Origin of the sequence: Arthrobacter sp. AB6 (assembly GCF_031844545.1) — a bacterium.
Lineage (GTDB): Bacteria > Actinomycetota > Actinomycetes > Actinomycetales > Micrococcaceae > Arthrobacter.
Genome location: NZ_JAUZVL010000003.1, coordinates 228518 through 255002 on the forward strand (window position 1 = coordinate 228518; position 26485 = coordinate 255002).

At 66.6% G+C, this 26485-nt stretch carries 19 protein-coding genes; 16 read left to right on the forward strand and 3 right to left on the reverse strand.

The window, feature by feature from the left end; all coding sequences use genetic code 11:
• Positions 1-180: 180 nt before the first annotated feature.
• The gene (locus Q9R30_RS03820) at positions 181-3618 is read left to right on the forward strand and encodes a DEAD/DEAH box helicase (protein WP_311216848.1); all 3438 of its coding nucleotides are present in this window, start codon (positions 181-183) and stop codon (positions 3616-3618) included.
• Positions 3619-3878: 260 nt separating this feature from the next.
• On the opposite strand, the gene Q9R30_RS03825 is transcribed toward Q9R30_RS03820, so the two are convergent.
• Complete coding sequence (locus Q9R30_RS03825) at positions 3879-5168, reverse strand: ammonium transporter (RefSeq protein ID WP_104999290.1); 1290 nt, start codon at positions 5166-5168, stop codon at positions 3879-3881.
• A 406-nt stretch (positions 5169-5574) separates the two neighbouring features.
• On the opposite strand from Q9R30_RS03825, the gene Q9R30_RS03830 reads away from it, so the two are divergent.
• From Q9R30_RS03830 to Q9R30_RS03855, 6 genes are all read left to right on the forward strand, one after another.
• Positions 5575-6627, forward strand: a complete 1053-nt coding sequence (locus tag Q9R30_RS03830) for a HupE/UreJ family protein (RefSeq protein ID WP_311216823.1) — start codon at positions 5575-5577, stop codon at positions 6625-6627.
• Positions 6624-10265, forward strand: a complete 3642-nt coding sequence (locus Q9R30_RS03835) for a PQQ-binding-like beta-propeller repeat protein (protein ID WP_311216824.1) — start codon at positions 6624-6626, stop codon at positions 10263-10265. Before Q9R30_RS03830 ends, Q9R30_RS03835 begins: the two co-directional genes overlap by 4 nt.
• Before the next feature lie 242 nt (positions 10266-10507).
• Positions 10508-11641, forward strand: a complete 1134-nt coding sequence (locus Q9R30_RS03840; protein ID WP_311216825.1) for a Gfo/Idh/MocA family oxidoreductase — start codon at positions 10508-10510, stop codon at positions 11639-11641.
• Positions 11641-12384, forward strand: coding sequence for a ThuA domain-containing protein (locus Q9R30_RS03845; RefSeq protein ID WP_311216826.1), 744 nt, complete (start codon positions 11641-11643; stop codon positions 12382-12384). Before Q9R30_RS03840 ends, Q9R30_RS03845 begins: the two co-directional genes overlap by 1 nt.
• A 270-nt stretch (positions 12385-12654) precedes the next feature.
• On the forward strand, positions 12655-14556 hold the full coding sequence (locus tag Q9R30_RS03850) for an alpha-amylase family glycosyl hydrolase (RefSeq protein ID WP_311216827.1): 1902 nt from the start codon (positions 12655-12657) through the stop codon (positions 14554-14556).
• A gap of 109 nt (positions 14557-14665) precedes the next feature.
• On the forward strand, positions 14666-15523 hold the full coding sequence (locus Q9R30_RS03855; RefSeq protein WP_311216828.1) for a prephenate dehydratase: 858 nt from the start codon (positions 14666-14668) through the stop codon (positions 15521-15523).
• On the opposite strand, the gene Q9R30_RS03860 is transcribed toward Q9R30_RS03855, so the two are convergent.
• The gene (locus Q9R30_RS03860; protein ID WP_311216829.1) at positions 15505-17415 is read right to left on the reverse strand and encodes an FAD-binding monooxygenase; all 1911 of its coding nucleotides are present in this window, start codon (positions 17413-17415) and stop codon (positions 15505-15507) included. The genes Q9R30_RS03855 and Q9R30_RS03860 overlap by 19 nt on opposite strands.
• A gap of 220 nt (positions 17416-17635) precedes the next feature.
• Between Q9R30_RS03860 and Q9R30_RS03865 the strand changes: the two genes are divergently transcribed.
• From Q9R30_RS03865 to Q9R30_RS03890, 6 genes are read left to right on the forward strand one after another with little or no spacing between them, the layout of a single operon-like run.
• Complete coding sequence (locus Q9R30_RS03865; protein ID WP_311216830.1) at positions 17636-19111, forward strand: fumarylacetoacetate hydrolase family protein; 1476 nt, start codon at positions 17636-17638, stop codon at positions 19109-19111.
• Complete coding sequence (locus Q9R30_RS03870) at positions 19104-19799, forward strand: GntR family transcriptional regulator (RefSeq protein ID WP_104999297.1); 696 nt, start codon at positions 19104-19106, stop codon at positions 19797-19799. The genes Q9R30_RS03865 and Q9R30_RS03870 overlap by 8 nt, the downstream gene beginning before the upstream one ends.
• A 58-nt stretch (positions 19800-19857) precedes the next feature.
• Positions 19858-21372 carry a 5-carboxymethyl-2-hydroxymuconate semialdehyde dehydrogenase gene (hpaE, locus tag Q9R30_RS03875; protein WP_311216831.1) on the forward strand — a complete coding sequence of 505 codons (1515 nt, stop codon included), beginning with the start codon at positions 19858-19860 and terminating at the stop codon, positions 21370-21372.
• 38 nt (positions 21373-21410) lie between these two features.
• Complete coding sequence (hpaD, locus tag Q9R30_RS03880; RefSeq protein ID WP_311216832.1) at positions 21411-22508, forward strand: 3,4-dihydroxyphenylacetate 2,3-dioxygenase; 1098 nt, start codon at positions 21411-21413, stop codon at positions 22506-22508.
• Between the two features lie 3 nt (positions 22509-22511).
• Positions 22512-23297 (forward strand): 2-oxo-hept-4-ene-1,7-dioate hydratase, encoded by a 786-nt coding sequence (gene hpaH / locus Q9R30_RS03885; protein WP_311216833.1) that lies wholly within the window; start codon positions 22512-22514, stop codon positions 23295-23297.
• Positions 23282-24085, forward strand: coding sequence for an HpcH/HpaI aldolase/citrate lyase family protein (locus Q9R30_RS03890; protein ID WP_311216834.1), 804 nt, complete (start codon positions 23282-23284; stop codon positions 24083-24085). Before hpaH ends, Q9R30_RS03890 begins: the two co-directional genes overlap by 16 nt.
• A 73-nt stretch (positions 24086-24158) precedes the next feature.
• Here Q9R30_RS03890 and Q9R30_RS03895 read toward each other — a convergent pair whose 3' ends face one another.
• Complete coding sequence (locus Q9R30_RS03895; protein WP_104999301.1) at positions 24159-24416, reverse strand: metal-sensitive transcriptional regulator; 258 nt, start codon at positions 24414-24416, stop codon at positions 24159-24161.
• A gap of 121 nt (positions 24417-24537) precedes the next feature.
• Between Q9R30_RS03895 and Q9R30_RS03900 the strand changes: the two genes are divergently transcribed.
• The 3 genes from Q9R30_RS03900 to Q9R30_RS03910 all read left to right on the forward strand — a co-directional run bounded on the left by Q9R30_RS03900 (position 24538) and on the right by Q9R30_RS03910 (position 26477).
• On the forward strand, positions 24538-25170 hold the full coding sequence (locus Q9R30_RS03900) for a rhodanese-like domain-containing protein (protein ID WP_104999302.1): 633 nt from the start codon (positions 24538-24540) through the stop codon (positions 25168-25170).
• On the forward strand, positions 25167-26063 hold the full coding sequence (locus tag Q9R30_RS03905) for a sulfite exporter TauE/SafE family protein (RefSeq protein WP_104999303.1): 897 nt from the start codon (positions 25167-25169) through the stop codon (positions 26061-26063). The genes Q9R30_RS03900 and Q9R30_RS03905 overlap by 4 nt, the downstream gene beginning before the upstream one ends.
• Before the next feature lie 117 nt (positions 26064-26180).
• Positions 26181-26477: a rhodanese-like domain-containing protein gene (locus tag Q9R30_RS03910; RefSeq protein WP_157240539.1), complete on the forward strand. Its 297-nt coding sequence runs from the start codon at positions 26181-26183 to the stop codon at positions 26475-26477.
• Positions 26478-26485 lie beyond the last annotated feature (8 nt).

A 26485-nucleotide genomic window follows, 5' to 3' on the forward strand; every position in this document is an offset into this window, starting at 1 on the left:
GAAGAAATGAACGTCGGGCGAAGTTTGCGGGGCGGAGAAGTTTCCGGCTCCGGGGACAGCCGGGGCCAGGCGCGAGCCGCGGGAACGGCGGCACGCCACGCCCGGCCGGCGAACTAAGATGGATCAGATAACCACCCACCGGCCGCGGCCCCCCGCGGCCTGCTGAAAGTAGCGCGCACCATTCCATCCCAACCGGACGAAAGTACGGCACTGGCAATACAGACCCCCGCCATCAACGACCGTTCCCTGGCGGCCGGGCTGGCGTACGCCATGGGCAGCCGCGTCTCGGGCATCTCGTTCGACGCCGCCACCGGGCTCATGCTGGGCAAGGTCCGCGGCGGGGCGGATGTGCCCTACTCCACCACTGCCAAGCTGGTCCGCAAGGCAGGCGGCTGGAGCTGCACCGTGGGCGTGTGCAGCTGCCCGGTCCGCAAGGACTGCAAGCACGTGGCCGCGCTGCTTTTCGCCGCCGAGGACAACCCCGCCATCCGCGTGCAGCTGCTGGCGCCGTCAACGTCCACACAGCTGTCCCGCAGCCCGTCCGCTCCCGCCCTGTCCGACTGGGAGCAGGCGCTCAGCCCGCTGATCTCGCAGGGAACCACTCCCTCAAGCGCCGGCGTTCCGCTGGCGCTGCAGTTCGAGATCGAAGAGCCCGCCCCGCATTTCTCCTACACCGGCCGGCGGGATCCGCTCCGCAGCGTGCGCCAGCTCAAGGCCCGGCCGGTGATCATGGGCGCCAAGGGCAAGTGGATCCGCGGCGACGTCTCCTGGACCACCCTGAACTACCTGAACTTCCGGCGCGAGTGCAACCCGGCGCACGTGGAGTGGATGCAGGAGTTCCTGGCCAGCCATTCCGCCGCTGCCGGCCGGACGTACAACCCCTCCGGCTTCTGGCTCAGCCTGAACTCCTACGCCGGCAAGAATCTGTGGAGCCTGCTGGCAGACGCCCGCAAAGTGGGCCTCGCCCTGGTGCATTCCCGCGGCACTGAACCGGTGCGGCTCGCTGAAGCCCCTGCCGCCGTCGGCCTTAACCTGGGCCGCTACGGCTCCCCGGCCACGGAACCTTCCGCCGGTGCCGCAGGTTCCCAGGGCACCACAGCCGCCGACGGCGGGCTGGAGCTGGTGCCCACCATCAACGTGGAGGGGGCCGAGGTTGATCCGGCGTCCGTGGGGACCATCGGCCGGCCCGCCCACGGAATCTTCTTCACCGCCGGAGAAGCGTCGTTGCCCGGCGTCCCCGACCCCGACGGGATCATCACCCTTGCACCGCTGGAAAGCGGACTGAGCGAGGAGCTGCTGGCGTTCGTGACGGCCGGCAGCACCCTGCACATCCCGGCCAAGGACGAATCGCGCTTCCTGACCGGTTTTTATCCGAAGCTGAAGCAGACTGCCCGGGTCACTGCCCGGGACGAGTCCGTCGAGCTGCCGGCGCTGGCTGTCCCCACCCTGTCCCTGCTGGCAAACTACGGCGCGGACCACCGGGTGCGGCTGCACTGGGAGTGGCACTACAAAACGGGAACCCTTGTCACCGCCCAGCCCCTCTGGCGCCACCCCGGGGACCATGGATACCGCGACGACACCGCCGAGGCACGCATCCTGGAAGGCATCGGCCAGCCGTGGGACATGGTGCCGGCGCTGGGTGAGTCCGCCGCCGGCGGCTGGGGCACCCCCCGGCTCGCGGCCTCCGCCGAGCTGAAGGGCCTGGACACCCTGGCCTTCACCGAGGAGGTCCTGCCGCGCCTGCGCGAGGCGCCCGACGTCGAGGTGGACACCGTGGGCGACATCGCCGACTACCGCGAGGCCGAGGAAGCTCCGGTGGTGTCCATCTCCACCAAGGCCACCGAGCAGCGCGACTGGTTCGACCTCGGCATCCAGATCTCGCTGGAAGGCCAGCCGGTGTCCTTCGCCGCGGTGTTCTCAGCACTGGCCGCCGGGCAGACCAAAATGCTGCTGCCCAGTGGCGCCTATTTCTCCCTGGACCTGCCCGAGCTGCACCAGCTGCGCGCGCTCATCGAGGAAGCCCGCTCGCTGCAGGACAACAAGGATGCGCCGCTACAGATCAGCCGCTTCCAGGCCGGCCTCTGGGATGAGCTGGCCCAGCTGGGGGTGGTGGACGAGCAGGCGGCCGCGTGGCGGTCCGCGGTGGGCGGCCTGCTGGAGGGCGGCATGGACGGCCTGCCGCTCCCCGCCACCCTCAACGCGGAGCTGCGCCCGTACCAGCTGGAGGGCTTCAACTGGCTCACCTTCCTGTACCGGCACAGCCTGGGCGGCATCCTCGCTGATGACATGGGCCTCGGCAAGACCGTGCAGGCGCTGGCCCTGATGTGCGCCGCCAAGGAGCTGGCGCTGGCGGCAGCTGATTCAGCGTCCGACGCCGGCGCTCCCTTTTTGGTGGTTGCGCCCACCAGTGTGGTGGGCAACTGGGCCGCGGAGGCGGCGCGCTTTGCGCCCGGCCTGAAGGTGCATGCCGTCAGCGAGACGTTCGGAAAGAGCGGGCAGGACGCCGCGGAGGTCCTGGCCGGGGCGGACATCGTGATCACGTCCTACGCCCTGTTCCGGATTGATTACGAGGCCTACGCTTCACGCACGTGGTCCGGCCTGGTGCTGGACGAGGCGCAGTTCGTGAAGAACCACCAGTCCAAGGCGTACCAATGCGCCCGCAAACTGCCGGCGGCGTTCAAGCTGGCCATCACGGGCACGCCCCTGGAAAACAACCTCATGGAGTTCTGGGCCCTGACGTCGATTGTTGCACCGGGGCTGTTTTCCAGCCCCAAGCGCTTCGCCGAGTACTACCAGAAGCCGGTGGAAAAGAACGGTGACAAGGGGCAGCTGGACAAGCTCCGCCGCCGGGTCCGTCCGCTCATGATGCGCCGCACCAAGGACCAGGTGATCAAGGACCTGCCGCCCAAGCAGGAGCAGATCCTGGAAGTGGTGCTGAACCCGCGCCACCAGAAGGTGTACCAGACCCACCTGCAGCGCGAACGGCAGAAGATCCTGGGGCTGATCGAGGACGTGAACAAGAACCGGTTCACCATCTTCCAGTCGCTGACCCTGCTGCGCCAGCTGAGCCTGGACGCCTCGCTGATTGACCCGTCGCTCTCCGGCGTGCGCTCAAGCAAGCTGGACGTGCTGTTCGAGCAGCTGGAGGACCTGGTGGCGGAGGGCCACCGTGCCCTCATTTTCAGCCAGTTCACCGGTTTCCTGGGCAAGGTGCGGGAGCGCCTGGACGAGGAAAAGATCGAGTACTGCTACCTCGACGGCGGCACCCGCAACCGTGCGGACGTGGTCAACGAGTTCAAGAACGGCGGCGCGCCGGTGTTCCTGATTTCGCTGAAGGCCGGCGGGTTTGGGCTCAACCTCACGGAGGCGGATTACGTGTTCCTGCTGGATCCCTGGTGGAACCCGGCCTCGGAGGCGCAGGCCGTGGACCGGACCCACCGGATCGGGCAGGCCCGGAACGTGATGGTCTACCGGCTCGTGGCCAAGGACACCATCGAGGAAAAGGTCATGGCCCTGAAGGCCCGGAAGTCGCAGCTGTTTTCGGATGTCATGGAAGGTGACGCCCTTGCGGGCGGAGCCATTACTGCGGAAGACCTTGCCGGCCTGTTCAAGGAGTAGCGGCGAAGGCGGGGCTTCGTGCCCTACGTCCGGTTCAGGGCTGCGCTTCAGCCTCAAACCGTCAGAGCGGCCGGGCGCCTGCCGGCTTCCCGATTGCGATCTGCACCGCTGTGGGAGGCTCCCCGGATCGGTGTTCCTGGGAGCGGCAAAAGGGCCAGGCCCCCGGAACTATAAGCCAGCTGCTGCTGGCACCGGTCCGGAGGCTGGCCCTCTGCCTGAATCGTCATCCGGATGGCATGCACCCGGACTTCTGGGTATCCCTACACGCGCTGCGGAGAGCCCAGCTCCACCGGATCCTCATCCGTAAGGTACGCGAGCTCGGAGTGTGCTGCGAGGTCGATGCCGCGCATCTCGTCCTCGGGATTGATCCGCAGGCCAATCGTCTTGTCCAGGATCTTTGCGAGGACCCAGGTGATGCCGAACGAGTAAACCAGCACCGTCACAGTGGCGAGGGCCTGGACACCGAGCAGTTCCACGCCGCCGCCGTAGAAGAGTCCGCTGACTGCGTTCGGTGCTGCGTCGGTGGCGAAGAGGCCGATCAGCAGGGTGCCAAGGATGCCGCCCACAAGGTGGACGCCAACAACGTCGAGCGAGTCGTCGTAGCCGAGGCGGTACTTCAGTTCAATGGCCAGCGAGCATACGGCCCCGGCGATCGCCCCGATGGCCAGGGCGCCCAGCGGGCTTACTGAGCCGCAGGCGGGGGTGATGGCCACGAGCGCTGAGATCAGGCCGGACGCTGCACCCATGCTGGTGGCTGCCCCGCGGCGGAGCCGTTCCACCAGGGACCAGGCCAGGAGGCCTGCCGCGGCAGCTACGGCGGTGTTGAGGAAAACCACCGACGCCGACTGGCCGGCGGACAACGCGGAGCCGGCGTTGAAGCCGAACCAGCCAACCCAGAGGAGGCCTGCGCCCACCAGCACCAGCGGGCGGCTGTGCGGCTTTGCATGCTCCACTTTCGGCCAGCCGGAGCTCTTGCCGAGCACCAGGGCCAGCGCCAGGGCTGCCGCGCCGGCATTCATGTGCACGGCGGTTCCGCCGGCGAAGTCGATGGCCTTGATCCCGCTGGCGATCCAGCCGCCGGTCACGCTGCCGTCCGCCGAAGTGAAGGCGAAGACCCAGTGCGCGATGGGGAAGTAGACGATTGTGGCCCAGATGCCGGCGAACAGCATCCAGGCGCCGAACTTCATGCGGCCCGCTGCTGCGCCTGCCACCAGCGCCGTGGTGACGCAGGCGAAGAACAGCTGGAAGGCGGCAAACAGGATGACCGGGATGGACGCCTCCTCATCAGCGGCCAGCAGCTGCCCCATGCCGGGGAATTCGGTGACGTCACCGATCAGCCCCAGACCGCCTACCGAGTTTCCGAAGGCCATCGAGTACCCGAACAGTGCCCAGAGGACGGCCACCAGGCTGGCGCCGCCAAAACACATCATCATCATGTTGAGAATGCGGCGCGACCCCACCATGCCCCCGTAGAACAGGGCCAGGGCGGGGATCATCATGCAAACCAGCGCCGAGCTGGCCAGTATCCAAGCGACATTTCCCGAATCCATGGGAAACCCCTTTCGTGATGCGAAGAGAGAACGGAAATCGCCCGTTGAGGCACTCCGGGGGAGGGACGCGGAGTCAGTACCACGTTCATCGGAGGGCAGCTATTGCCGTCTGGTTCCAACTGTAGGGCGGCCGTGATGGGGTGGGTTTCCGGTGTGTTAAATCATCGTTTCAGTCAGCCGCATGCGAGTTTCAGGCGTCCCGCTGAGCGCAGGAGCAGTGGTCCCTTGAGCGAAACCTGAGCTGATGTCCGCACACCGGCTCCCTGCCGTTCACTGCATATTCACAATCCTGTCAGTGGCGCGGTGTGGATTGGAGATACCTTTTACTCCGCACCCTGAATTGAGCATCCCCGTGCCACCCGTGTCCCTACTGCGCCAAGGCGCCGGGCTTCTGTTATTGGTCATCATGTTCCTGGTATCCGGGGGCCTTCCCGCCTCCGCCCATGTCAGGGATTCGACGGGGTACTCGGATATCACGGCCAATGGGGCAGAGGTTTCCTACGCGCTGAGCCTCGAATACGAAATGCTGGCGCGGGCGGTAGACCTTGGGCCGGAGGCCTTGTCGGCCAGCGACGACTCCCAAAGGCGTGCTGTCCTGGTGGCTGCGACGGGCAACCTCGAAGCCTACCTTTCGGAGCGGGTCACCATCTTCCTCGACGGGGCATTGTGCAAGCCCGCATTGGAAGGTACGGCCATCAGGAGCCGTGAAGAGGTTCCCTACGCCGAGCTGGACCTGGCGTACGACTGCGGCGGGTCCTCCGGCTCCTACCTGGTCAAATACGGCGTCTTCAGCGCCGGCGACGCCGCAGCCGATGACCATTCGAACATTGTGGAATACAGCCTGGGCGGCCACGAAGGCCAGACGGTCCTGGACAGCGGCCACACGGAATTCACTGCCGGCGGCGGGTCCGTGGTAACAGCCGCCGCCCGCTTCGGGGCCATGGGCGTGGAACATATCCTGTCAGGTCTGGACCACGTGCTGTTCGTCGTCGCCCTGGCCCTGGGCGCGGCCACCCTGCGGAGCCTGCTGGGGGTGGTCTCCATGTTTACCCTGGCGCACAGCGCGACCCTCATCAGCGCCCTCCTCGGCTGGATCAGCGTTCCCTCAGAGGTGGTGGAACCGCTGATCGCCCTGTCCATTGCCTTCGTAGCCATCGAGAACCTGCTGGGCGCAACGCGCCGGCGCCTGCCGGTGGTGTTCGTCTTCGGCCTGCTCCACGGGCTGGGGTTCGCCGGATCCCTCCGTGTCACCGAAGACTTCAGTTGGAGCCTGGCCACGTCCCTGCTCAGCTTCAACGCCGGAATCGAGGCGGGGCAGGCGCTGCTGCTCCTTGCCGCCTTTCCCCTGATCCTGCTCGTGCGCCGGAGCGGCTGGTCCGTTCCGGTGTTGCGTGGGGCGACCGTCGCGGTCACAGCTGTTGGTCTCTTCTGGTTCATTGAAAGGTTCCTTTTCGCATGAAACTCACACGCCCGGTACCCGACGCGGGTTCCGGGAAGCGCAACCTACGCCTGGCCCTCTATGCCGGCACAGCCGCCCTCGGCGGCCTTGTCATCGCCGCACCGGTGAGCACCGCCGTCGGCGAGGCCCTCAATCCCCCTTTGGCAGCGGTCTCCGGCACGGTCTTCGAAGACCGCAACGGCAACGATGCCTTCGACCCGGGCGAACCTGCCCTTCCCGGCGTTTCCGTGTCCGACGGCGCCACAATCGCAGTGACCGATGCCAACGGCAAGTACAGCCTGGAGACGCGCACGGAGCGGCGGAACACGGACATCGTCTTCATCACCCAGCCCGCCGGATACTCCGTGGGCACCGACGAGTTCATGGCCCCCCGTTTCTACCGCAATCTGGGCCTCCTGGCAGCGGACGAGAAGAAGACTGCCGACTTCGCGCTGACCAAGGACGCGAAGTCGGCACAGAGCAACTTCACTTTCGGCAACATCGCCGACCCGCATGTGAACGCGCAACTCCCGGAACAGATCCAGGAAATCAACGCAACGGGCCAGGAACTCGGCTTCATCCAGGTAAGCGGTGACCTCACCAACAACGCCACCGACGCCGAATTCAACGCTTACAAAACCGCCACCGCCCTGTCCAAGGTTCCGGTGTGGCCTGCCGTGGGCAACCATGAATACGCCTCCGGAACCGGCTACGCCAACCGCATCAACAACTACCGCAACCACGTGGGCCCCGAGTGGTACTCCTTTGACTACGGGAACCGCCACTTCCTGGTGCTTGAAAACAACGGCAGCGCCCCCTTCGACGAGCAGCTGGCGTGGGCAAAAGAAGACCTGGCCAAGAACGTCGGGGACAAGGAACTGGTGGTCTTGGCACACCAGCCGATGAACGTGCCCTTCGGCTCGCAGAACATGTACGACCAGTACGGCGCCCTGCTGGAGCAGTACAAAGCCCAGCTCATCCTGGTAGGCCATGAGCACTCCAACGACGTGGAGCCGGACAGTGCGTTCGCGGGCACTGCCAAGCACGTCCAGACCACCTCGAGCTCCTACAGCATCGACAACTCACCTCGCGGCTTCCGCTACGTGTCCATGACGGACGAATCCTTCGAAAACCCGGTCCGCAACTACGGCGCGGAGAAGGACCTGACCATCACCAGCCCGGCTGACGGCAGCACCGTTCCCCTGGACGGTTTTCCGGGCATCCAGGCGAACGCCTACGACACCACGGACGCTCCCGTGAAGGCCCAGTTCAGGATCGACGGCGGTAACTGGCGCCCGCTGGCATCCACCGGCGAGTTCACCTGGCATTCCGACCTGCAGGGTGACCTGCGGAAGGTGGGCAAGCACACCCTCGAGGTCCAGGCCACGGACGCCACCGGAGCCTCCTGGACCAAAACCTCTACATTCACCTTCACCGCTGACAAGGCCATCACCCCGGTGAAGGGCGCCGACTGGTCACAGCACCACGGCGACCAAGGCCACACCGGCGTCACGGCAGACCGCATTGATGCAGGACAGCGCCTGGCCTGGTCCTACCGGACGGAGGGCACCTTCCTGACGGGTTCACCCGCGATCGTCAACGGCGTGGTCTACGCCGGCACCCGGGACGAGAACGGCGAGGGCAACAGCGCGGTGCACGCAGTGGACCAGGCCACCGGCAAGCAGCTGTGGAGCTACACGGTGCCGTCCTCGGTGCACGGAAGCATCGCCGTCTCCGACGGGCTGGTCTTTGTTCCCACCCTCCGCGGCAGCCTCTTCGCCGTTGACGCCGCCACGGGGCAGCTGAAGTGGCAGCACGATCCGGAGCCCGCGCCCGAAGGCTACAACCAGCGCACGTACGGCTACTACGGCGTGACCGTGGCCGACGGCAAGGTCCTCTACCCGTACCAGACGCGCCACGGCGAAGCGAAGCAGGGGCTCCTGATAGCCCTGGACGTGAAGACCGGCTCGCGGGTATGGGCTTCGCCGATGAGCGGCAGCACCATGAGTGACGGAACGCCTGCAGTGGCCGATGGCCGCGTGTACGTGGGCAACCAAACGGCGGACCGCGTCATGGCCTACGACCTGGCTACCGGCCAGTCACTGTGGACAGGAGCTGCCACCCTGGGCGGCTGGCAGGACGGCATTCCCTCCGCAGCTGACGGCCGCGTCTACATCGGCTCCGGCAACGGGATCATTGCCCGGGACGGCGCCACAGGCCAGACCCTGTGGACCTACCGGAGCCAGCACCCGTCCTTGGTCAACGGCAACGCCACCCCGGCCGCGCCCGCCATTGCCGGCAATGTCATTTACATGGGCTTCCCCTCGGGTGCCGTGACGGCCCTGGACGCCACCACCGGCGCAGTGCTGTGGGACCGGCTGCTTCCCGGTGAGCGGTACCGCGGAGGCGTGCACACCTCGCCTGCGCTGAGCGGTGACACCCTGTTCGTCGGAGCGAACAACGGCAACTTCTACGCCCTGGATGCCCGCACCGGCCAGCCCCTCTGGCAGCACAACATCGGCACATGGGTGGCAGCGGGCCCCGCGGTCAGCGGCAACACCGTTGTGGCAGGCGCCCTGGACGGCAACCTCTACGCCTTCACCCCCGGCGGCACCGCCGCCGAACGTTGGTCCTCCGTTTCGGGGACGGTAACCCAGGCGGGCACCGGCCAACCGGCGTCAGGGATCACCGTCCAGGTGATGCGTGACGGCGTCCCGGCGGGCACCACCACCACCGCAACTGACGGAACGTACCGGCTCGGCCTTGAACAGGGCGCCGGCACATACACTGTCCAGGCTGCCCAGCTCGGTTCGGCCACAGCCGCCAAGCAGATCGAAGTGCCGGCAGGGCAGTCACCAACCGTGGACCTTGAATTGCGACCGGTGAACGTGGATGCCAGCACGGGCAAGCGCCTGGCCGGCAGCCTGGTGGAAGCCGGAGTCCAGGACATCGTGATCGAAAACAGGAAACTGGCCCTGGCCATTTCCAGGGTGTTCAATGACCCGCAACTGGACCAGTCCACTGCCGGCAAGCCGCTGGACATGGCCATCACCGGCCAGCCGGACCAGTTGGACTGGATCAACCTGCCGTACGTTGCCACAGCTGAACCTACAGGCGGGAATGCGTGGGCGCAGACCCAGGTCCGCACCGATTCCGTGGAAATACTGGAGAACACCGGCGAGCGCGCCGTTGTCCGGGCATCGGGTACCTCCGCGGAGCACCCGGGACTCATGGTGACCACAACCTATTCGGCGAATGCCGGGGACCAGTGGATCACGGCGAAATCAGAATTCCGGAACACCTCCCAGGCTGCGCTTCCGCTCTGGGTTGGTGACGCCATGGACCATGACGGCACCGGCCAGCGAAGCGGCGTGGCCGGCCACCCCGTAATCAACACGGGCACCGCGGCCGGCTATGAGCCCAGCGGAAACTGGATCGGCCAGGCCGGAACAGGTGCGGACCAGCAGACGTACGGGCTGGTCTACACGGCGGAGAGCGGCAGGTTCACCGGATACGGCTTCCGCAACTGGATCATGAGCAAGTTCCAGGTTGAGATCCCCGCCGGCGGCAGCCACACCCTGGACCGCAGGATTGTGGTGGCACCGAACGGGGGAGCTGAAAACCCGTTCGCGGTACTCGACCAATTGGCCGCCCAATAGGTTAGGCACCACACAAGACCATCAGGGGGAGGGCCGGCTCACGGCCCTCCCCCTGATGCGTTCCTGAAACAGGACCTCGTCGCGGTGATTTTGGGCGGTCGCCCGCCGACCACCTCGCTAATCATCCTTGTGCTCCTTTGCCAAAGGCGTATCGTGTCCGGCATGACTGCCGGTGCCGTCAACGGCTGAGAGAACTCCCCAACCCAAGTACCAGTAACACCGACACAAGATAAGGAAAATCCGTGAGCCACGAGCAGTCCCCCGGACAGCATGCCGCATCCCGCGAAGAACCACGGCCCGCCGAACTGAGGGTGGGCGTGGTAGGCATCGGCTGGGCCGGCCAGCAGCACCTGAAGGCCTACCACTCCCTTGACGGCGTCAGCATCGTTTCGCTTGCCGGCATGGAGCAGGAACTCCGCGACTCGCTGCAGGCCGAATACGCCATTCCGAACGGATTCGCGGACTGGAAAGACATGCTGGACCACGGCGGACTCGACGCCGTCAGCGTGGCAGTGCCAACCTTCCTGCACGCCCCCATCACCGTCGCCGCCCTGGAACGGGGAATCCACGTCCTGAGTGAGAAGCCCATCGCCCGCAACGCCGTCGAAGGCCAAGCCATGGTGGACGCTGCCCGCAAGGCCGGGCGCGTCCTGGACGTCGCCTTCAACCACCGCCGCCGCGGCGACATCCAGGCGCTGAAGGGCGTCATCGATGCGGGCGGGCTTGGCCGGCCGTACTACGCCAAGGCATCGTGGCTGCGCCGCTCCGGCATCCCTACCCTGGGCAGCTGGTTCACCAACCCGGAACTTGCCGGCGGCGGACCGCTCGCGGACATCGGCGTCCACGCCCTGGACTACGCACTGCACCTGCTGGGCGAACCGAAAGTTGTGGCAGTCTCCGCCGCCACCCACTCCGAGCTGGGCCCGCACGGGCGCGGCGGCGGCAGCGCCTACTCCGCCCTGGCATCCAGCCACGCGTTCGACGTGGAGGACTTCGCCTCGGCGTTCCTCCGGCTCGAGGGCGGCGGAACCCTGGTGATCGAGGCGAGCTGGGCCACCTACCGGGAAACGGACGACCTCCTGGACTTCACGGTTTACGGAACCGACGGCGGCGCGGAGCTCAAGGTGCAGGGCGCGCCTTTCCCGCCTGTGGGCCAGCTGCGGGTGTTCACGGACAAGGACGGCGAAAGCGCCGACTACGTCCCGCCGGTACTGCCCGGCCGCGCCCACGATGCAGTGGTGGAAGACTTTATATCGGCAGTCCGCGGCGGCGGGGCAACCTGGGCAGAGCACGACGGCTCGCTGGCGCTCTACCGGGCCCAGATCATCGACGCGTGCTACAAGTCAGCGCTGGAGCAGAGGGAGGTTCGGCTCTAATGAACGGCAAACTGAGGATCCGGGTGTGGAACGAAGGTGTCCACGAGGCCATCAACGAGCCATCCCACATCGGGGAGATCTACCCTGAGGGCATCCATGGCGCCATCGCCGCGGGACTCCGTTCCTTCTACCCCGAGGCAGACATAACGACGGCGGTCCTGGCCACCGATGATCAGCATGGCCTTGACGAGGAGGTGCTCGCGGAGACGGACGTCCTGCTGTGGTGGGGACACATGGCCCATCATGAGGTGAGCGATGCCGTCGTCGAACGCGTCCACCGGCACGTCTTGGGCGGCATGGGCCTGATCGTGCTCCACTCGGGGCACTTCGCCAAGGTGTTCACCAGGCTGCTGGGCACCAGCTGCTCGCTCGCCTGGCGGAACGACGGCGAGCGAGAGCTCGTGTGGACCGTGAAGCCCTCGCACCCCATCGCCGAAGGCGTGGACAGCCCCATCGTCATCCCGGAGCAGGAGATGTACGGCGAGCTGTTCGATATCCCGGAGCCGGACGACCTCATCTTCATCAGCTCCTTCGCGGGCGGCGAGGTGTTCCGTTCCGGCGTCACGTTCACCCGGGGCAAGGGACGCATCTTCTACTTCAGCCCCGGCGACCAGGAGTACCCGGTGTACCACCACCCGCAGGTCAAGCGGGTCCTGGCCAACGGCGTGAAGTGGGCGGCCCGCCCCGGCGTGCACCGCTCGGCCCCGGAGGTCACCAACCCGGCCCGGGACTGGTTCAGCTAAGGCTGGCTGCAGCCTGCTGCCGGTCTGGGAACCTGGCAACACAGCTGCGGGTTTTCCCATAGCCGGTGCCAGCGGGTTCAACTCGGGGATGACTACCCCGGCACTGGTGCCAGGCCCCGAGGTAACCGTCGCCGCGCGCAAAACCGGGGAACCCGCCGTCGGCCGCTCCTAGTTTCACCCCGCCGGCGCGCCGCGGCAGCCGCACCGTGGAATACTTCCGTACAGGTTTTGCATGCCGGATCCGCCGGCACACCGGAAGGGGTCTGGGCCATGGAGGAATTCGCCAGTGTGGACGAAACAGTGCGGCAGCACGTCGTCGATGCCCTCGCGCAGGCGGGCACCGCCCCCGATCGCGCCTTTCAGCAGCGGTTCGACGCGCACTTCCCGGACCTGTGCCGCCTCTTCAGCACGCTGTACGGATCCCGGCCGGACTGGCAGGACCAGCTGGCCGCTTTGGTGGTCCAGGGTGCGCGTTCGTGGGAGGAACGCCGGGCCGAGCTGAAGGCCCTGGACGCCGAACGGGAGGCCAACGGCGGCTGGTTCCTGTCCAACAACATGCTCGGCGGCGTCTGCTATGTGGACCGGTACGCAGAAAGCCTGGAGGGGCTGCGCAGCCACATCCCGTACTTCAAGGAGCTGGGCCTCACCTACCTGCACCTCATGCCGCTGTTCCTGGCGCCCGAGCCGCACTCCGACGGCGGCTACGCAGTCTCCAGCTACCGCCAGGTCAACCCGAAACTGGGCACCATGGAACAGCTTCGTGAGCTTGCCTCCGAGTTCCGCGCCCACGGCATCAGCCTGGTGGTGGACTTCATCTTCAACCACACGAGCGACGAACACGAGTGGGCCCGCAAGGCGGCTTCGGGGGATCCGGAATACAGCGACTACTACTGGATCTTCCCGGACCGCACCATGCCGGACGCCTTCGAGCAGAACGTCCGAGAAATCTTCCCGGAAAACCACCCGGGGTCCTTCATCCGGATGGAGGACGGCCGCTGGGTCTGGGCAACCTTCCACACCTACCAATGGGACCTGAACTATTCCAACCCGGACGTCTTCCGGGCCATGGCCGGGGAGATGCTCTTCCTGGCCAACCAGGGCGTGGACATCCTGCGCATGGATGCCGTGGCGTTCATCTGGAAGCAGCTGGGCACCCCTTGCGAAAACCTGCCCGAGGCCCACATCCTCCTCCAGGCCTTCAATGCCGTCTGCCGGCTGGCCGCGCCGTCGCTGCTGTTCAAGTCCGAGGCAATCGTGCATCCGGACGAGGTGGCCCTCTACATCGATCCGGCCGAGTGCCAGCTGTCCTACAATCCGCTCCAGATGGCGCTGATCTGGGAATCCCTGGCCACCCGGGACGTCTCGCTGCTGGCACAGGCCCTGAAGCGGCGGCACAACATCCCGGACGGCACCTCCTGGGTCAATTACGTGCGCAGCCACGACGACATCGGCTGGACCTTCGCCGACGAGGACGCGGCAGAGCTGGGCATCAACGGCTTCGACCACCGACGTTTCCTGAACTCCTTCTACGTCAACCGCTTCCCCGGCAGCTTCGCCCGCGGCGTCCCGTTCCAGGACAATCCCAAGACCGGCGACTGCCGGATTTCAGGTACCACGGCGTCCCTGTGCGGCATGGAGGTGGACCCGGCCGAGGCGGTGGAGCGGATCCTCCTTGCCCACTCGATGGCCTTCAGCACCGGCGGCATCCCGCTCCTGTACCTGGGGGACGAGGTGGGGCAGGTCAACGACTACGGGTATGCAGAAGAGGAAGGGCACGACGCCGACAGCCGCTGGGTGCACCGGCCCCACTACCCGGCGGGCCAGTACGCCCTCCGCCACGACCCGTCCACCCCCGCGGGCGCGGTGTACGCCGGCTTGAAGCGGATGATCGAGGTCCGGGCGGCCACGCCTGAACTGGCCGGTACCCGGCTGGTCGATTTTGCCACCAACAACCGTTCCGTCCTTGCCTACCAGCGGCCCGGTGCCGCGGGTGAAACACGGGTCCTGGCCCTGGCCAACTTCAGCGACCACCCCCAGGCCCTGCCCGCCGAAACATTCTCCGGATACTCCCCTGCCGCCGTCGACCTTCTCTCCGAAGCCGCGCTGCAGCTGGACGAGGGAATTACGCTCCTCCCCCGCCAGTACCTCTGGCTGCGCGTCACTCCCGTTTAGCCCGTCCCATCCCAACTAGGTAGCGCTAAGTGTCGTTTTGGCCGCCCAAAACGACACTTAGCGCTACCCAGTTGGGCGGGCGGGGGCGGGGCGTGAAACCATACGGATCATGGCCCAGAAGATTGCGTACCAGGGTGAGCCCGGCGCCAACTCCAATATCGCGTGCAAGCAGATGTTCCCCGACATGGAAAGCGTGCCGTGCGCGAGCTTTGAGGACGCGTTTGAACTCGTGTCCAGCGGCGAGGCCGAGCTGGCCATGATCCCCATCGAGAACTCCATCGCCGGCCGGGTGGCGGACATCCACATCCTGCTGCCGCAGTCCAACCTGCAGATCGTCGGCGAGTTCTTCCTGCCCATCCACTTCGACCTGCTGGGCATCCCGGGCAGCACCATCGAAGGTGCCACCGAGGTGCACAGCCACATCCACGCCCTGGGCCAGTGCCGCAAGCTCATCCGCGAGCACGGCCTCAAGCCCGTCATCGCCGGCGACACCGCGGGTTCCGCCCGGGAAGTGGCCGAGTGGAACGATCCGCGCAAGCTGTCCCTTGCTCCCCCGCTCGCCGCGCAGATCTATGGCCTGGAGGTGCTGGCTTCCCGGGTTGAGGACGATCCCTCCAACACCACGCGCTTCGTGGTCCTGGCCCGGGAAAAGGAGCTGCCGGCGCGGGATGAGCTTCCCGGACCGGCAGTCACCAGCTTTGTGTTCCGTGTCCGCAACGTCCCCTCGGCCCTGTACAAGGCGCTGGGCGGCTTCGCCACCAACGGCGTGAACATGACCCGGCTGGAAAGCTACATGGTGGGCAACGAATTCGCGGCCACCATGTTCATGGCCGACGTCGAAGGCCACCCCGGGGACCTGCCGTTGAAGCTGGCCCTCGAGGAACTGGACTTCTTCACCACCGAGGTGCGGATCCTGGGCGTCTACTCCGCCGCGGACTACAGGACTGCTCAGACCGTCAGCGGCTGACCCGCTGCATGGCGCGGCTTCAGGAGACCGTCGAAGAACTCTGCCAGCTCCGCCGTCGCCGTGAGTGGCAGGACGTTGGCCACGTACTGGTCCGGGCGGACCACCACCACCACGCCGCCGCGGTCCAGGCCCCGCAGCTCGAAGATGTCCGCCTTGGGATCGGTGCCGTACACCTTCTCGTAGTCGGTCAGCTTGAACGGGCCCACCTGCGGCTTGAACACCGCCGGCACCGCGTTGATGTCGAGGTCCGTGTGGGGCTGCTGGTAGACCACCTTCACGTCGAACCAGGCGTCGGGATCAGCGTCCGACGGCGTCGCGGCCAGCGGTGACTGCGGCGAGTTCGCCAGCCACTCGGCGAAGTCCGCCACACCTGAGTGCCCGCCTGCCGGTGCCGCGTCGGCGAAAACGTAGATCCGCCACCGGCCGTCCGCGGTTGCATGGTGGCCCAGGTGCATCGGGTTGGTGTCGCTGACCCGGACCACCGGCGCCGATTTGAAGCGTTTGCCCACGGGAAAGCCCGTGGCGAGGGCCTGGTGGGCAGCGGGCGCAACGAGCATCGAGGGGGCGTACTCGGTCATGAACCCGGCAGGGAACTCGGCGGTACGCACATAGAAGTCCTCCAGGTCCGAGGGGTGGGCGAACTCCTCGGGCTTCTTCGCCATCATGGCGGACCACTCTTTGTCGAAGTCGATGAGGTTCTTCGCCACCACCTGCCGCTCCTCCGAATAGGTGGAGAGCAGCGCCTCCGGGCTGCGGCCTTCGAGCACGTGCCCCAGCTTCCACGCCAGGTTGAAACCGTCCTGCATCGAGACGTTCATCCCCTGGCCCGCCTTGGCGCTGTGCGTGTGGCAGGCGTCGCCGGCAATGAAAACCCGCGGGGTCCGGGTACCGCGCTCCTCCGGAAGGACGTCGTCGAACCTGTCCGTCAGCCGGTGCCCCACCTCGTACACGCTGTGCCAGGCGACGTCGCGGACGTCCAGCGTGTAGGGATGGAGAATCTCGTTGGCCTTGTGGATGATCTGCTCGATGGTGGTGCTGCGGACGGCGTGCTTGGTGCTGGGGTCCACTTCGCCGAGGTCCACATACATCCGGAAGAGGAAACCCCCCTCGCGGGGGATCAGCAGGATGCTGCCCTTTTCGCCCTGGATGGCGCATTTGGTGCGGATATCGGGGAAGTCCGTGACCGCCAGGACATCCATGACACCCCAGGCGTGGTTGGCGGTGTCTCCGGCCAGGTGGCAGCCGATCGCTTCCCGGACCTTGCTCCTGGCGCCATCCGCGCCGATGACATATTTGGCGCGGACCGTGCGTTCCTTGCCCTCGTCCGGGCCCGAGGTGCGGAGCAGGGTTGCCCGCACGGGGTACTCCCCCTCGTCTTCGACCACCAGGCTGCGGAATTCGTAGCCGTAGTCCGGGGTCAGTCGGGTGGGGGAATTCGCCGCGACCTCGGCAAAATAGTCCAGCACGCGGGCCTGGTTGACGATCAGGTGCGGGAACTCGCTGATGCCCGTTTCGTCGTCCACCGCCCGGGCGCTGCGCACAATGCGGGAGCGGTCCGCGGGATCCGGCTTCCAGAACGCCATCTCGGTGATCCGGTACGCCTCGGCGGTGATCCGCTCGGCGAAGCCAAAGGCCTGGAAGGTCTCCACGCTCCGGGCCTGGATCCCATCAGCCTGGCCGATGGGAAGCCTGCCCGCGCGGCGCTCGATGATGCGCGTGGTGACATTCGGGAACTGGGACAGTTGCGCGGCTGCGAGCATGCCGGCAGGTCCGGTGCCCACAATCAGCACGTCCACTTCGTCCGGAAGGTCAGCAGGGCGGTCAATGCCCACGCCTGCCGCGGGCTTGACCCGAGGGTCTCCGGACACGTAACCGTGGTGGTGAAACTGCACGGGATTCCTCACTTCATTGTGTGGCGGCTCAGCTGCCGTAGCTGTTCGATAATAGAATTTCGGGTTCCATATAAGAAACCACTGCGATCGAGCACCACAGTACGCCACCTATGACGGGGACTACAAGGGATGCCTGATTCGGCCGGAGAAGGGGGTTGACGAACGCCAGCGCCAGGGTGATAGTGATCGTATACGATTTTGTACTTGATGAGGAGACGCTTTGGAGCAGGTCAGCGGGGACACCCTTGCAGCGGCACGCAAGGTGATCGCGGTGCACATCAACTACCCCAGCCGCGCCGCGCAGCGTGGACGCACCCCGGCCCAGCCGTCGTACTTCCTCAAGCCGTCGTCGTCGCTCTCGTTGAGCGGCAGCACCGTGGAGCGGCCTGCCGGCTGCGAGCTCCTGGGCTATGAAGGGGAGATCGCCCTGGTCATCGGCAAGGCCGCCCGCCGCGTAGGGCTCGAGGACGCGTGGAGCCATGTGGCTGCCGTGACTGCCAGCAACGACCTCGGCGTCTACGACCTCCGCTACGCGGACAAAGGCTCGAACCTCCGGTCCAAGGGCGGCGACGGTTTCACCCCCGTGGGCCCGGCACTGATCCCGGCAGACGCCGTCGACCCCGCCCGGCTGCGCATCCGCACTTGGCACAACGGCCAGCTCGTCCAGGACGACACCACGGAGGAACTGCTTTTCCCGTTCGCCCGCCTGGTGGCCGACCTCTCCCAGCTGCTCACCCTCGAGGAAGGGGACATCATCCTCACGGGCACCCCCGCCGGCGCCTCCGTGGCCAGGCCCGGGGACGTGCTGGAAGTGGAAGTCTCCGCCGGTGAGCTCACCACGGGCCGCCTGGTCACCAGGGTGGAGGAAGGCACGACGCCGTTCGCCGACTTTGGTGCCGGGCCGAAGGTTGATGACGTGCAGCGGGAGGAGGCATGGGGTTCGCGCGAAGCGGCCGGACTTCCCGCTGAGGTGACGGCCGCCGTCGAGCCCTCTCTCTCCCCCGGACTGAAGGCAAAACTCGAAAGCGTCGCCACGGCCACCCTGTCGTCGCAGCTGCGCAAGCGCGGCCTTAACAACGTCAGCATCGACGGGCTGCAGGCCACCCGCCCGGACCGGCGCGTCGTCGGGCTGGCCCGGACCCTGCGCTACGTCCCTAACCGGGAGGACCTGTTCAAGTCCCACGGCGGCGGGTTCAACGCGCAGAAGCGCGCCATCGACTCCGTGAATGAGGGCGAAATCCTGGTCATGGAGGCCCGCGGTGAAAAGGGCACCGGGACGGTGGGTGACATCCTGGCCCTGCGCGCGCAGGTCCGGGGCGCCGCGGCGATCATCACGGACGGCGGCGTCAGGGACTACGCCGCCGTGGCCGGGCTGGACATGCCCACCTATTTCGCGAATCCGCATCCGGCTGTGCTGGGCCGCCGCCACGTTCCGTGGGACACGGACATCACCATCGCCTGCGGCGGTACGACAGTGCAGCCCGGCGACATCATCGTGGCCGACTCCGACGGCATCCTGGTGATCCCGCCGGCCATCGCCGGGGAACTCGTCGAGGACTGCATTCGGCAGGAACAGGAAGAAGCCTTCATCTTCGAGATGGTGAAGCAGGGCCACAGCGTTGACGGCCTCTACCCCATGAACGCCCAGTGGCAGGCACGGTACGAGGACTGGAAAGCGGGCAGGAGCAATGACTGAAACAGCCCTGGCCGCCGGCAGCAAGTCCCAACAGGCCTACGACGCAGTGAAGGCCCGGATTGTGGAGGGAACCTACTCTCCCGGGTACCGGCTGGTGCTCGGCAGCATCGCCAAGGACCTCGGGTTCAGCGTAGTCCCGGTCCGGGAAGCCATCCGACGGCTCGAGGCCGAAGGACTGGTGACGTTCGAACGCAACGTGGGCGCCACCGTGGCCGGGATCGACCCCACTGAATACCTCTACACCATGCAGACCCTGAGCATCGTGGAAGGTGCCGCCACCGCACTGTCCGCACCACTCATTGGTGACGCGGACATCGCACGTGCCCGTGCCGTGAATGAGGAGATGCGCGAGTGCCTCGAGCATTTTGACCCCGTCCGCTTCACCCGGCTCAACCAGGACTTCCACAGCGTCCTGTTCGAGCACTGCCCCAACCCGCACATCCTGGACCTGGTGCACCGCGGCTGGAACCGGCTGGCAGCACTGCGGTCCTCCACGTTCCGCTTTGTCCCCGGCCGTGCCCGCGAATCCGTGGACGAGCACGAAGGGCTGCTGCAGCTCATCGAATCCGGAGCAGACGCCGATTCCATCGAGAAGGCCGCCCGCCTGCACCGCTCCGCCACGCTGGACGCCTACCTCGCCCAGGCCACCCCCACAACCAGCAACGCGGGGTCACTAAACACCCAATAAACGGCCCCGATCGGGCCGGAAGTGACCCCGCGTTGCCCTACCACGAAGGAAAAGAACGATGACGTTTACCGCTCCCGTGACCACCAGCCATTACGTGCCGCAGGACCTTCCCACCTCCATCCAGCACTACATCAACGGCCAGTTCGTTGACTCGGTCTCCGGGAAGACCTTCGACGTCCTGGACCCGGTCTCCAACACCAACTACGCCACCGCCGCTGCCGGCCAGAAGGAGGACATCGACCTCGCTGTTGCCGCAGCCCGGGAAGCGTTCACCAACGGCCCGTGGCCGAAGATGAAGCCCCGCGAACGCGCCCGCATCCTGAACAGGATCGCGGACGCCGTCGAGGCCCAGGAATCCCGGCTCGCCGAACTGGAAACCTTCGACACTGGCCTTCCCATCACCCAGGCCAAGGGCCAGGCCCTCCGCGCAGCCGAGAACTTCCGCTTCTTCGCGGACCTGATCGTGGCCCAGTTCGACGACGCCATGAAGGTCCCCGGCTCGCAGATCAACTACGTGAACCGCAAGCCGATCGGCGTGGCGGGCCTGATCACGCCCTGGAACACCCCCTTCATGCTCGAGTCCTGGAAGCTTGCCCCGGCGCTGGCCACCGGCAACACCGTGGTCCTGAAGCCCGCCGAGTTCACCCCGCTCTCGGCCTCGCTCTGGGCCACCATCTTCAAGGACGCAGGACTTCCCGACGGCGTGTTCAACCTGGTCAACGGCCTCGGCGAGGAAGCCGGCGACGCCCTGGTCAAGCACCCTGATGTCCCGCTGATCTCCTTCACCGGCGAGACCACCACGGGCCAGACCATCTTCCGGAACGCCGCCGCCAACCTTAAGGGCCTGTCCATGGAGCTCGGCGGCAAGTCACCCTGCGTGGTCTTCGCCGACGCCGACATGGACGCCGCGATCGACTCCGCCCTGTTCGGCGTGTTCTCACTCAACGGCGAACGCTGCACCGCAGGCTCGCGCATCCTGGTGGAGCGGAGCATCTATGACCAGTTCTGCGAGAAGTACGCCGCCCGCGCCAGGAACATCGTGGTGGGCGATCCGCACGATCCCATGACCCAGGTTGGCGCCCTGGTCCACCCCGAACACTACGAGAAGGTGGCCTCCTACGTGGAGATCGGCAAGTCCGAGGGCCGGCTCCTGGCAGGCGGCGGCCGCCCCGATCACCTGCCCGAAGGCAACTACATCGCCCCCACCGTGTTCGCCGACGTCGCACCCGACGCCCGGATCTTCCAGGAGGAAATCTTCGGTCCCGTAGTGGCCATCACGCCGTTCGAGAACGACGACGAAGCCCTCGCCCTGGCGAACAACACCAAGTACGGCCTCGCCGCCTACATCTGGACCCAGAACCTCACCCGCGCCCACAACTTCGCGCAGAACGTCGAAGCCGGCATGGTCTGGCTGAACAGCCACAACGTCCGCGACCTCCGGACCCCGTTCGGCGGCGTCAAGGCCTCGGGCCTGGGCCACGAGGGCGGCTACCGCTCCATCGACTTCTACACGGACCAGCAGGCCGTCCACATCACCCTCGGCAGTGTCCACACCCCTAAATTCGGCGCCTAGCAGCGCTTCCAGACCCCTTTCAACGAAGAGAGACCATCATGAGCAACCCCTTCACCGGCCCCATCCCCACCCCCAGCGTCCCGGCACCGGACATCGTCCGCTGCGCCTACATGGAAATCGTGGTCACCGACCTCGCCAAATCCCGCGCGTTCTACGTGGACATGCTCGGCCTGCACGTCACCGAGGAAGATGAAAACGCCATCTACCTGCGCACGCTCGAGGAGTTCATCCACCACAACCTGGTGCTCCGCAAGGGACCCATCGCCGCCGTCGCCGCTTTCGCCTACCGGGTGAAGTCCCCCGCCGAGGTGGACGCCGCGGAGGCCTACTACAAGGAACTGGGCTGCCGGACGGAGCGCCGCAAGGAAGGCTTCACCAAGGGCATCGGCGACTCCGTCCGCGTGGAGGACCCGCTGGGCTTCCCCTACGAGTTCTTCTACGACGTGGAGCACGTGGAGCGCCTCACCCAGCGCTACGACCTCTACTCCGCCGGGGAACTGGTCCGCCTGGACCACTTCAACCAGGTCACCCCTGACGTCCCGCGCGGCCGCAAATACCTTGAAGACCTGGGCTTCCGCGTCTCGGAGGACATACAGGATTCCGACGGCGTCACGTACGCTGCGTGGATGCACCGCAAGCAGACCGTGCACGACACCGCGCTCACCGGCGGCAATGGCCCGCGCATGCACCACATCGCGTTCGCCACGCACGAGAAGCACAACATCATCCAGATCTGCGACAAGATGGGCGCCCTGCGCATCAGCGACCGGATCGAACGCGGTCCCGGCCGGCACGGAGTGTCCAACGCGTTTTACCTCTACATCCTGGACCCGGACGGCCACCGCGTAGAGATCTACACCCAGGACTACTACACCGGCGACCCTGACAACCCCACCATCACCTGGGACGTCCACGACAACCAGCGCCGCGACTGGTGGGGCAACCCCGTGGTCCCGTCCTGGTACACCGAGGCCTCCCTGGTCCTGGACCTGGACGGAAACCCGCAGCCGGTCGTCGTCCGTGAAGAGAAGAGCGAAATGGCCGTCACCGTGGGCGCCGACGGCTTCTCCTACACCCGGAAGGCCGGCTCCCCCGAAGGTGACCGGACCGGCTTCAAGCTGGGGGCGCAGGTCTAGGTCATGCTGGATGACAGGACGATCGAGGCCATTGCCGATGAACTGCTCGAAGCCGGCCGCAACCGGAAACCCGTGCCGCGCCTGACAGCCCGGTACCCGGAGATGACGGTGGAGGACTCATACGCCGTGCAGCAGTTGTGGCGGCGCCGGAACGAGGAGGCCGGCCGGACCCTGGTGGGGCGAAAGATCGGCCTCACGTCCAAGGCAATGCAGGATGCCACCGGCATTACCGAACCTGATTACGGCGCCATCTTTGACGACATGGTGCTGGAAACCGGCTGCTCCGTGGAGTGGGACCAATACACCCACCCGCGGGTGGAAGTCGAGCTCGCTTTTGTCCTCAAGGAGGGGCTGAAAGGCCCTGGCTGCACCATCTTCGATGTCCTGAACGCCACCGATTACGTGGTTCCGGCCCTCGAAATCCTGGACTCCCGGATCGAGATGGAGGGCCGGACCATCGTGGACACCATCGCGGACAACGCGGCCATGGGTGCGATGGTGGTGGGCGGCCGTCCGGTGAAGCCCGACGCCGTGGACCTCCGCTGGGTCTCCGCGATCCTCTACAAAAACCAGACAGTGGAGGAGACCGGCGTCGCAGCCGGCGTCCTCGACCACCCCGCCAACGGGGTGCACTGGCTGGCAAACAAAATCGCCGCGCACGGGGATGCACTGAACGCCGGCGACATCATCCTGGCCGGCTCCTTCACCCGCCCGCTCTGGGTGTACAAGGGAGATACTGTCCACGCCGACTACGGACCCCTGGGGAGTGTCACATGCCGCTTCGAATAACCGACACCTTCCGGTCCGCTTTGGCCGCCGCCGACCGGCCCCTCGCCGGGATGTGGGTGTGCTCCGGCAGTCCGCTCATAGCCGAACTATGCGCCGGGTCCGGCCTGGACTGGCTCCTGGTGGATGCCGAGCACAGCCCCAACGGGCTCGAATCCATCCTTGCCCAGCTCCAGGCCACCCACGGCTACCCGGTCCACACCGTGGTCCGGCCGCCGGTCAACGACACCGTGGTGATCAAACAGTACCTGGACCTGGGCGTGCAGAACCTGCTCATCCCCATGGTCAACTCGGCCGCTGAAGCGGAAGCCGCCGTGGCCGCAACCCGCTACCCGCCGCAGGGCGTCCGCGGGGTCGGTTCGGCGCTGGCCAGGGCGGCCCGCTGGAACCGGGTGCCGGAATACCTCGCCAGGGCCGGCGAGACCATCAGCGTCACCGTCCAGATCGAATCCGAAGCCGCGGTAGCCGTCGTGGAAAACATCCTGGCGGTCGACGGCGTGGACGCCATCTTCGTGGGCCCGTCCGACCTCGCCGCCTCCATGGGCCTGCTGGGACAGCAGGAACACCCCGAGGTGCGCGCCGCCGTCGAACACTGCCTTGCCGCCGCCAAGGGCGCCGGGACGCCGGCCGGCGTCAACGCCTTCAACCCGGACACCGCAAAGCACTACCTGGACAACGGGGCGGACTTCATCCTGGTGGGCGCCGACGTCGCCCTCCTCGCAAGAGGTTCCGAAGCCCTCGCCGCGCAATACATTAAGCCGGGCGGCGGCGACACTCCGGCCAGCTACTGACTTAACGCAAAGGGCCGCGCCGGGGACAGTTTGGGGGATCTGCCCCCGGCGCGGGGTCTGTTGTTCCGCCTGCCTAGGCGAGGGAGAGGAAAAGCTTCTCCAGCTCTTTCCTGTCCATGGTGGCGTCCTCGCGGACGATGCACTGCTCCAGGCCGCTGGCGATGATCGCGAAGCCTGCCCTGTCCAGCGCCTTCGATACGGCGGCGAGCTGCGTGACGATGTCCTTGCAGTCCCTGCCCTCCTCCAGCATCCGCGTAACAGCGGCAAGCTGGCCCTGGGCGCGCTTGAGGCGGTTGACCACTGGGGCCAGTTCAGTCGAGTCGAGTTCCATGAGGTCTCCGTGGGTGGGGTTCTTGCCTCCAACTATATACCCCTCGGGGTGTTTTGCGTACCCCAGGGGGTATCTGTAATACTCGGTGGGGTATTCAACTTCCCCCGACGAGAGGCCAGCAATGACTTCCCCTTCCACGGCACCGGCGGCTACCGCCCTTGCTCCCGAGACCCTGCGCACCTGGATCGAACAGCACCAGGACCTCGTCGTGATCGACGTGCGCTCCGCCGCAGAATTCGAGTCGATGCACATCCGGGGCTCATACAACGTGCCCCTGCCACTGTTGTCCGAGCACAGCGACGAGCTCGCCGCCCGCCTGGGCTCCCGCGTGGTCCTGGTATGCCAGTCCGGAGCGCGAGCCGAGCAGGCACGGCAACGGCTGGGCAAGTCGGGGATCGACGGCGCCTATGTCCTGACCGGCGGGGCGCCCGGCTTCGCCGCCGCCGGCGGGGACGTCGTCAAGGGCAAGGACCGCTGGGACCTGGAGCGCCAGGTCCGCCTCGCCGCAGGGTCCCTCGTGGTCCTGGGCCTGGCCGGCGGCAGGTTCGTCTCCCCGAAGATCCGCATGCTCGCCGGCGCCATCGGCACCGGCCTCACGTTTTCGGCGGCCACCAACACCTGCGCCATGGGCCAGGCCCTCTCGGCGATGCCGTGGAACAAGGCCGCCAAGGAACCCACGCGCGAAAGCGCCATTCTGACCCTCCCCGTCGCCAACTCTCCCGCCGCTGGAAACGAGGAGGCAAAGGCCTCATGACCGTCACCCTCCTCCTGGTCCTTGCCTTGTCAGTGGTAATCGGGCTCTCGCTCGGTATCCTGGGCGGCGGCGGATCGATCCTGACAGTCCCGATCCTGGTGTACGTGGCCGGGTTTGAGGCCAAGGAAGCCATCGCAGCCTCGCTGTTCGTCGTCGGCGTCACGTCCGCGGTCAGCGTGTTCAGCCACGCCCGCGGCGGCAGGGTGATGTGGCGGACCGGCCTGATTTTCGGCACGGCCGGCATGGCCGGCGCCTTCGTCGGCGGCCTGCTCGGGGGCCATATCCCGGGCCAGGTCCTGCTCATCGCGTTCGCCATCATGATGGTGGCCACCTCAGCGGCCATGCTTCGCGGCAGGAAGAAGAACGACGACGGCGCGGCACCAGTGAAGCATGAGCTTCCCCTTGGCAGGGTGCTGCTGGACGGGGCCATCGTCGGGCTCGTGACCGGCCTGGTGGGCGCGGGCGGCGGATTCCTTGTGGTCCCGGCGCTTGCGCTCCTGGGCGGCCTGCCGATGTCGGTTGCCGTGGGCACCTCCCTGGTGGTCATCGCCATGAAGTCCTTCGCCGGGCTCGCCGGATACCTCACCACGGTGCAGCTCGACTGGGGCATCACCCTCGGCGTGACCGCCGCGGCAATCGTGGGCACCCTTGCCGGCTCCAGGCTCGCCGCACGCATCCCCGAAACTGCGCTGCGCAAGGCTTTCGGCTGGTTCGTCCTGGCCATGGGGACCTTCGTCCTTGTCCAGCAGGCCCCTGCCGACCTGCGGTGGTTCCTCGCCGCCGGGATAGCCGCCCTTACCGCCGCCACCGCCGGCGTCTGCTGGTTCTTCATCAGCTCCTGCCCACTGCGCAACCGGAGCAGCAAGCGCAGCAACGTCCCCTCACCCGCCTGAACCCGCCACCACCAGCCAAGGAGAACCCCATGGGCCTCATCCCGCTGGACCGGCTGCAGGCCGGCACCGCCGGCATCAACAGGAACAACAGCCCACACCATTTCGAAGGAGAATCCCATGGCTGAAATCACCGTCACCGACGCCGAACAACGTCTATCCACCGCCCGCATCCTTGATGTCCGCGAGGACTTCGAGGTCGAGGAAGGCATGATCCCCGGCGCCCTGCACATCCCCATGGGCCAGCTGCAGGCACGCCTGTCCGAATTGGACCCTGCCGTCCCCGTCATAGTGGTCTGCCGGAGCGGCAACCGTTCAGCCCGCGTCGCCGATGCCCTTAACGGCGCCGGCTTCACCGCCGACACCATGGCCGGCGGCATGGTCGCTTGGACCCGCGCCGGCCTGCCCACCACCTGACTCCTGCA

Bases quoted from the DNA above. Each gene is read 5' to 3' on its own strand.
- Q9R30_RS03825 (WP_104999290.1), bottom strand. From the start codon at position 5,168: ATGGATTCGGGAAATGTCGCTTGGATACTGGCCAGCTCGGCGCTGGTT.
- Q9R30_RS03830 (WP_311216823.1), top strand. From the start codon at position 5,575: ATGTTCCTGGTATCCGGGGGCCTTCCCGCCTCCGCCCATGTCAGGGAT.
- Q9R30_RS03835 (WP_311216824.1), top strand. From the start codon at position 6,624: ATGAAACTCACACGCCCGGTACCCGACGCGGGTTCCGGGAAGCGCAAC.
- Q9R30_RS03845 (WP_311216826.1), top strand. From the start codon at position 11,641: ATGAACGGCAAACTGAGGATCCGGGTGTGGAACGAAGGTGTCCACGAG.
- Q9R30_RS03850 (WP_311216827.1), top strand. From the start codon at position 12,655: ATGGAGGAATTCGCCAGTGTGGACGAAACAGTGCGGCAGCACGTCGTC.
- Q9R30_RS03855 (WP_311216828.1), top strand. From the start codon at position 14,666: ATGGCCCAGAAGATTGCGTACCAGGGTGAGCCCGGCGCCAACTCCAAT.
- Q9R30_RS03870 (WP_104999297.1), top strand. From the start codon at position 19,104: ATGACTGAAACAGCCCTGGCCGCCGGCAGCAAGTCCCAACAGGCCTAC.
- hpaE (WP_311216831.1), top strand. From the start codon at position 19,858: ATGACGTTTACCGCTCCCGTGACCACCAGCCATTACGTGCCGCAGGAC.
- hpaD (WP_311216832.1), top strand. From the start codon at position 21,411: ATGAGCAACCCCTTCACCGGCCCCATCCCCACCCCCAGCGTCCCGGCA.
- hpaH (WP_311216833.1), top strand. From the start codon at position 22,512: ATGCTGGATGACAGGACGATCGAGGCCATTGCCGATGAACTGCTCGAA.
- Q9R30_RS03890 (WP_311216834.1), top strand. From the start codon at position 23,282: ATGCCGCTTCGAATAACCGACACCTTCCGGTCCGCTTTGGCCGCCGCC.
- Q9R30_RS03895 (WP_104999301.1), bottom strand. From the start codon at position 24,416: ATGGAACTCGACTCGACTGAACTGGCCCCAGTGGTCAACCGCCTCAAG.
- Q9R30_RS03900 (WP_104999302.1), top strand. From the start codon at position 24,538: ATGACTTCCCCTTCCACGGCACCGGCGGCTACCGCCCTTGCTCCCGAG.
- Q9R30_RS03905 (WP_104999303.1), top strand. From the start codon at position 25,167: ATGACCGTCACCCTCCTCCTGGTCCTTGCCTTGTCAGTGGTAATCGGG.
- Q9R30_RS03910 (WP_157240539.1), top strand. From the start codon at position 26,181: ATGGCTGAAATCACCGTCACCGACGCCGAACAACGTCTATCCACCGCC.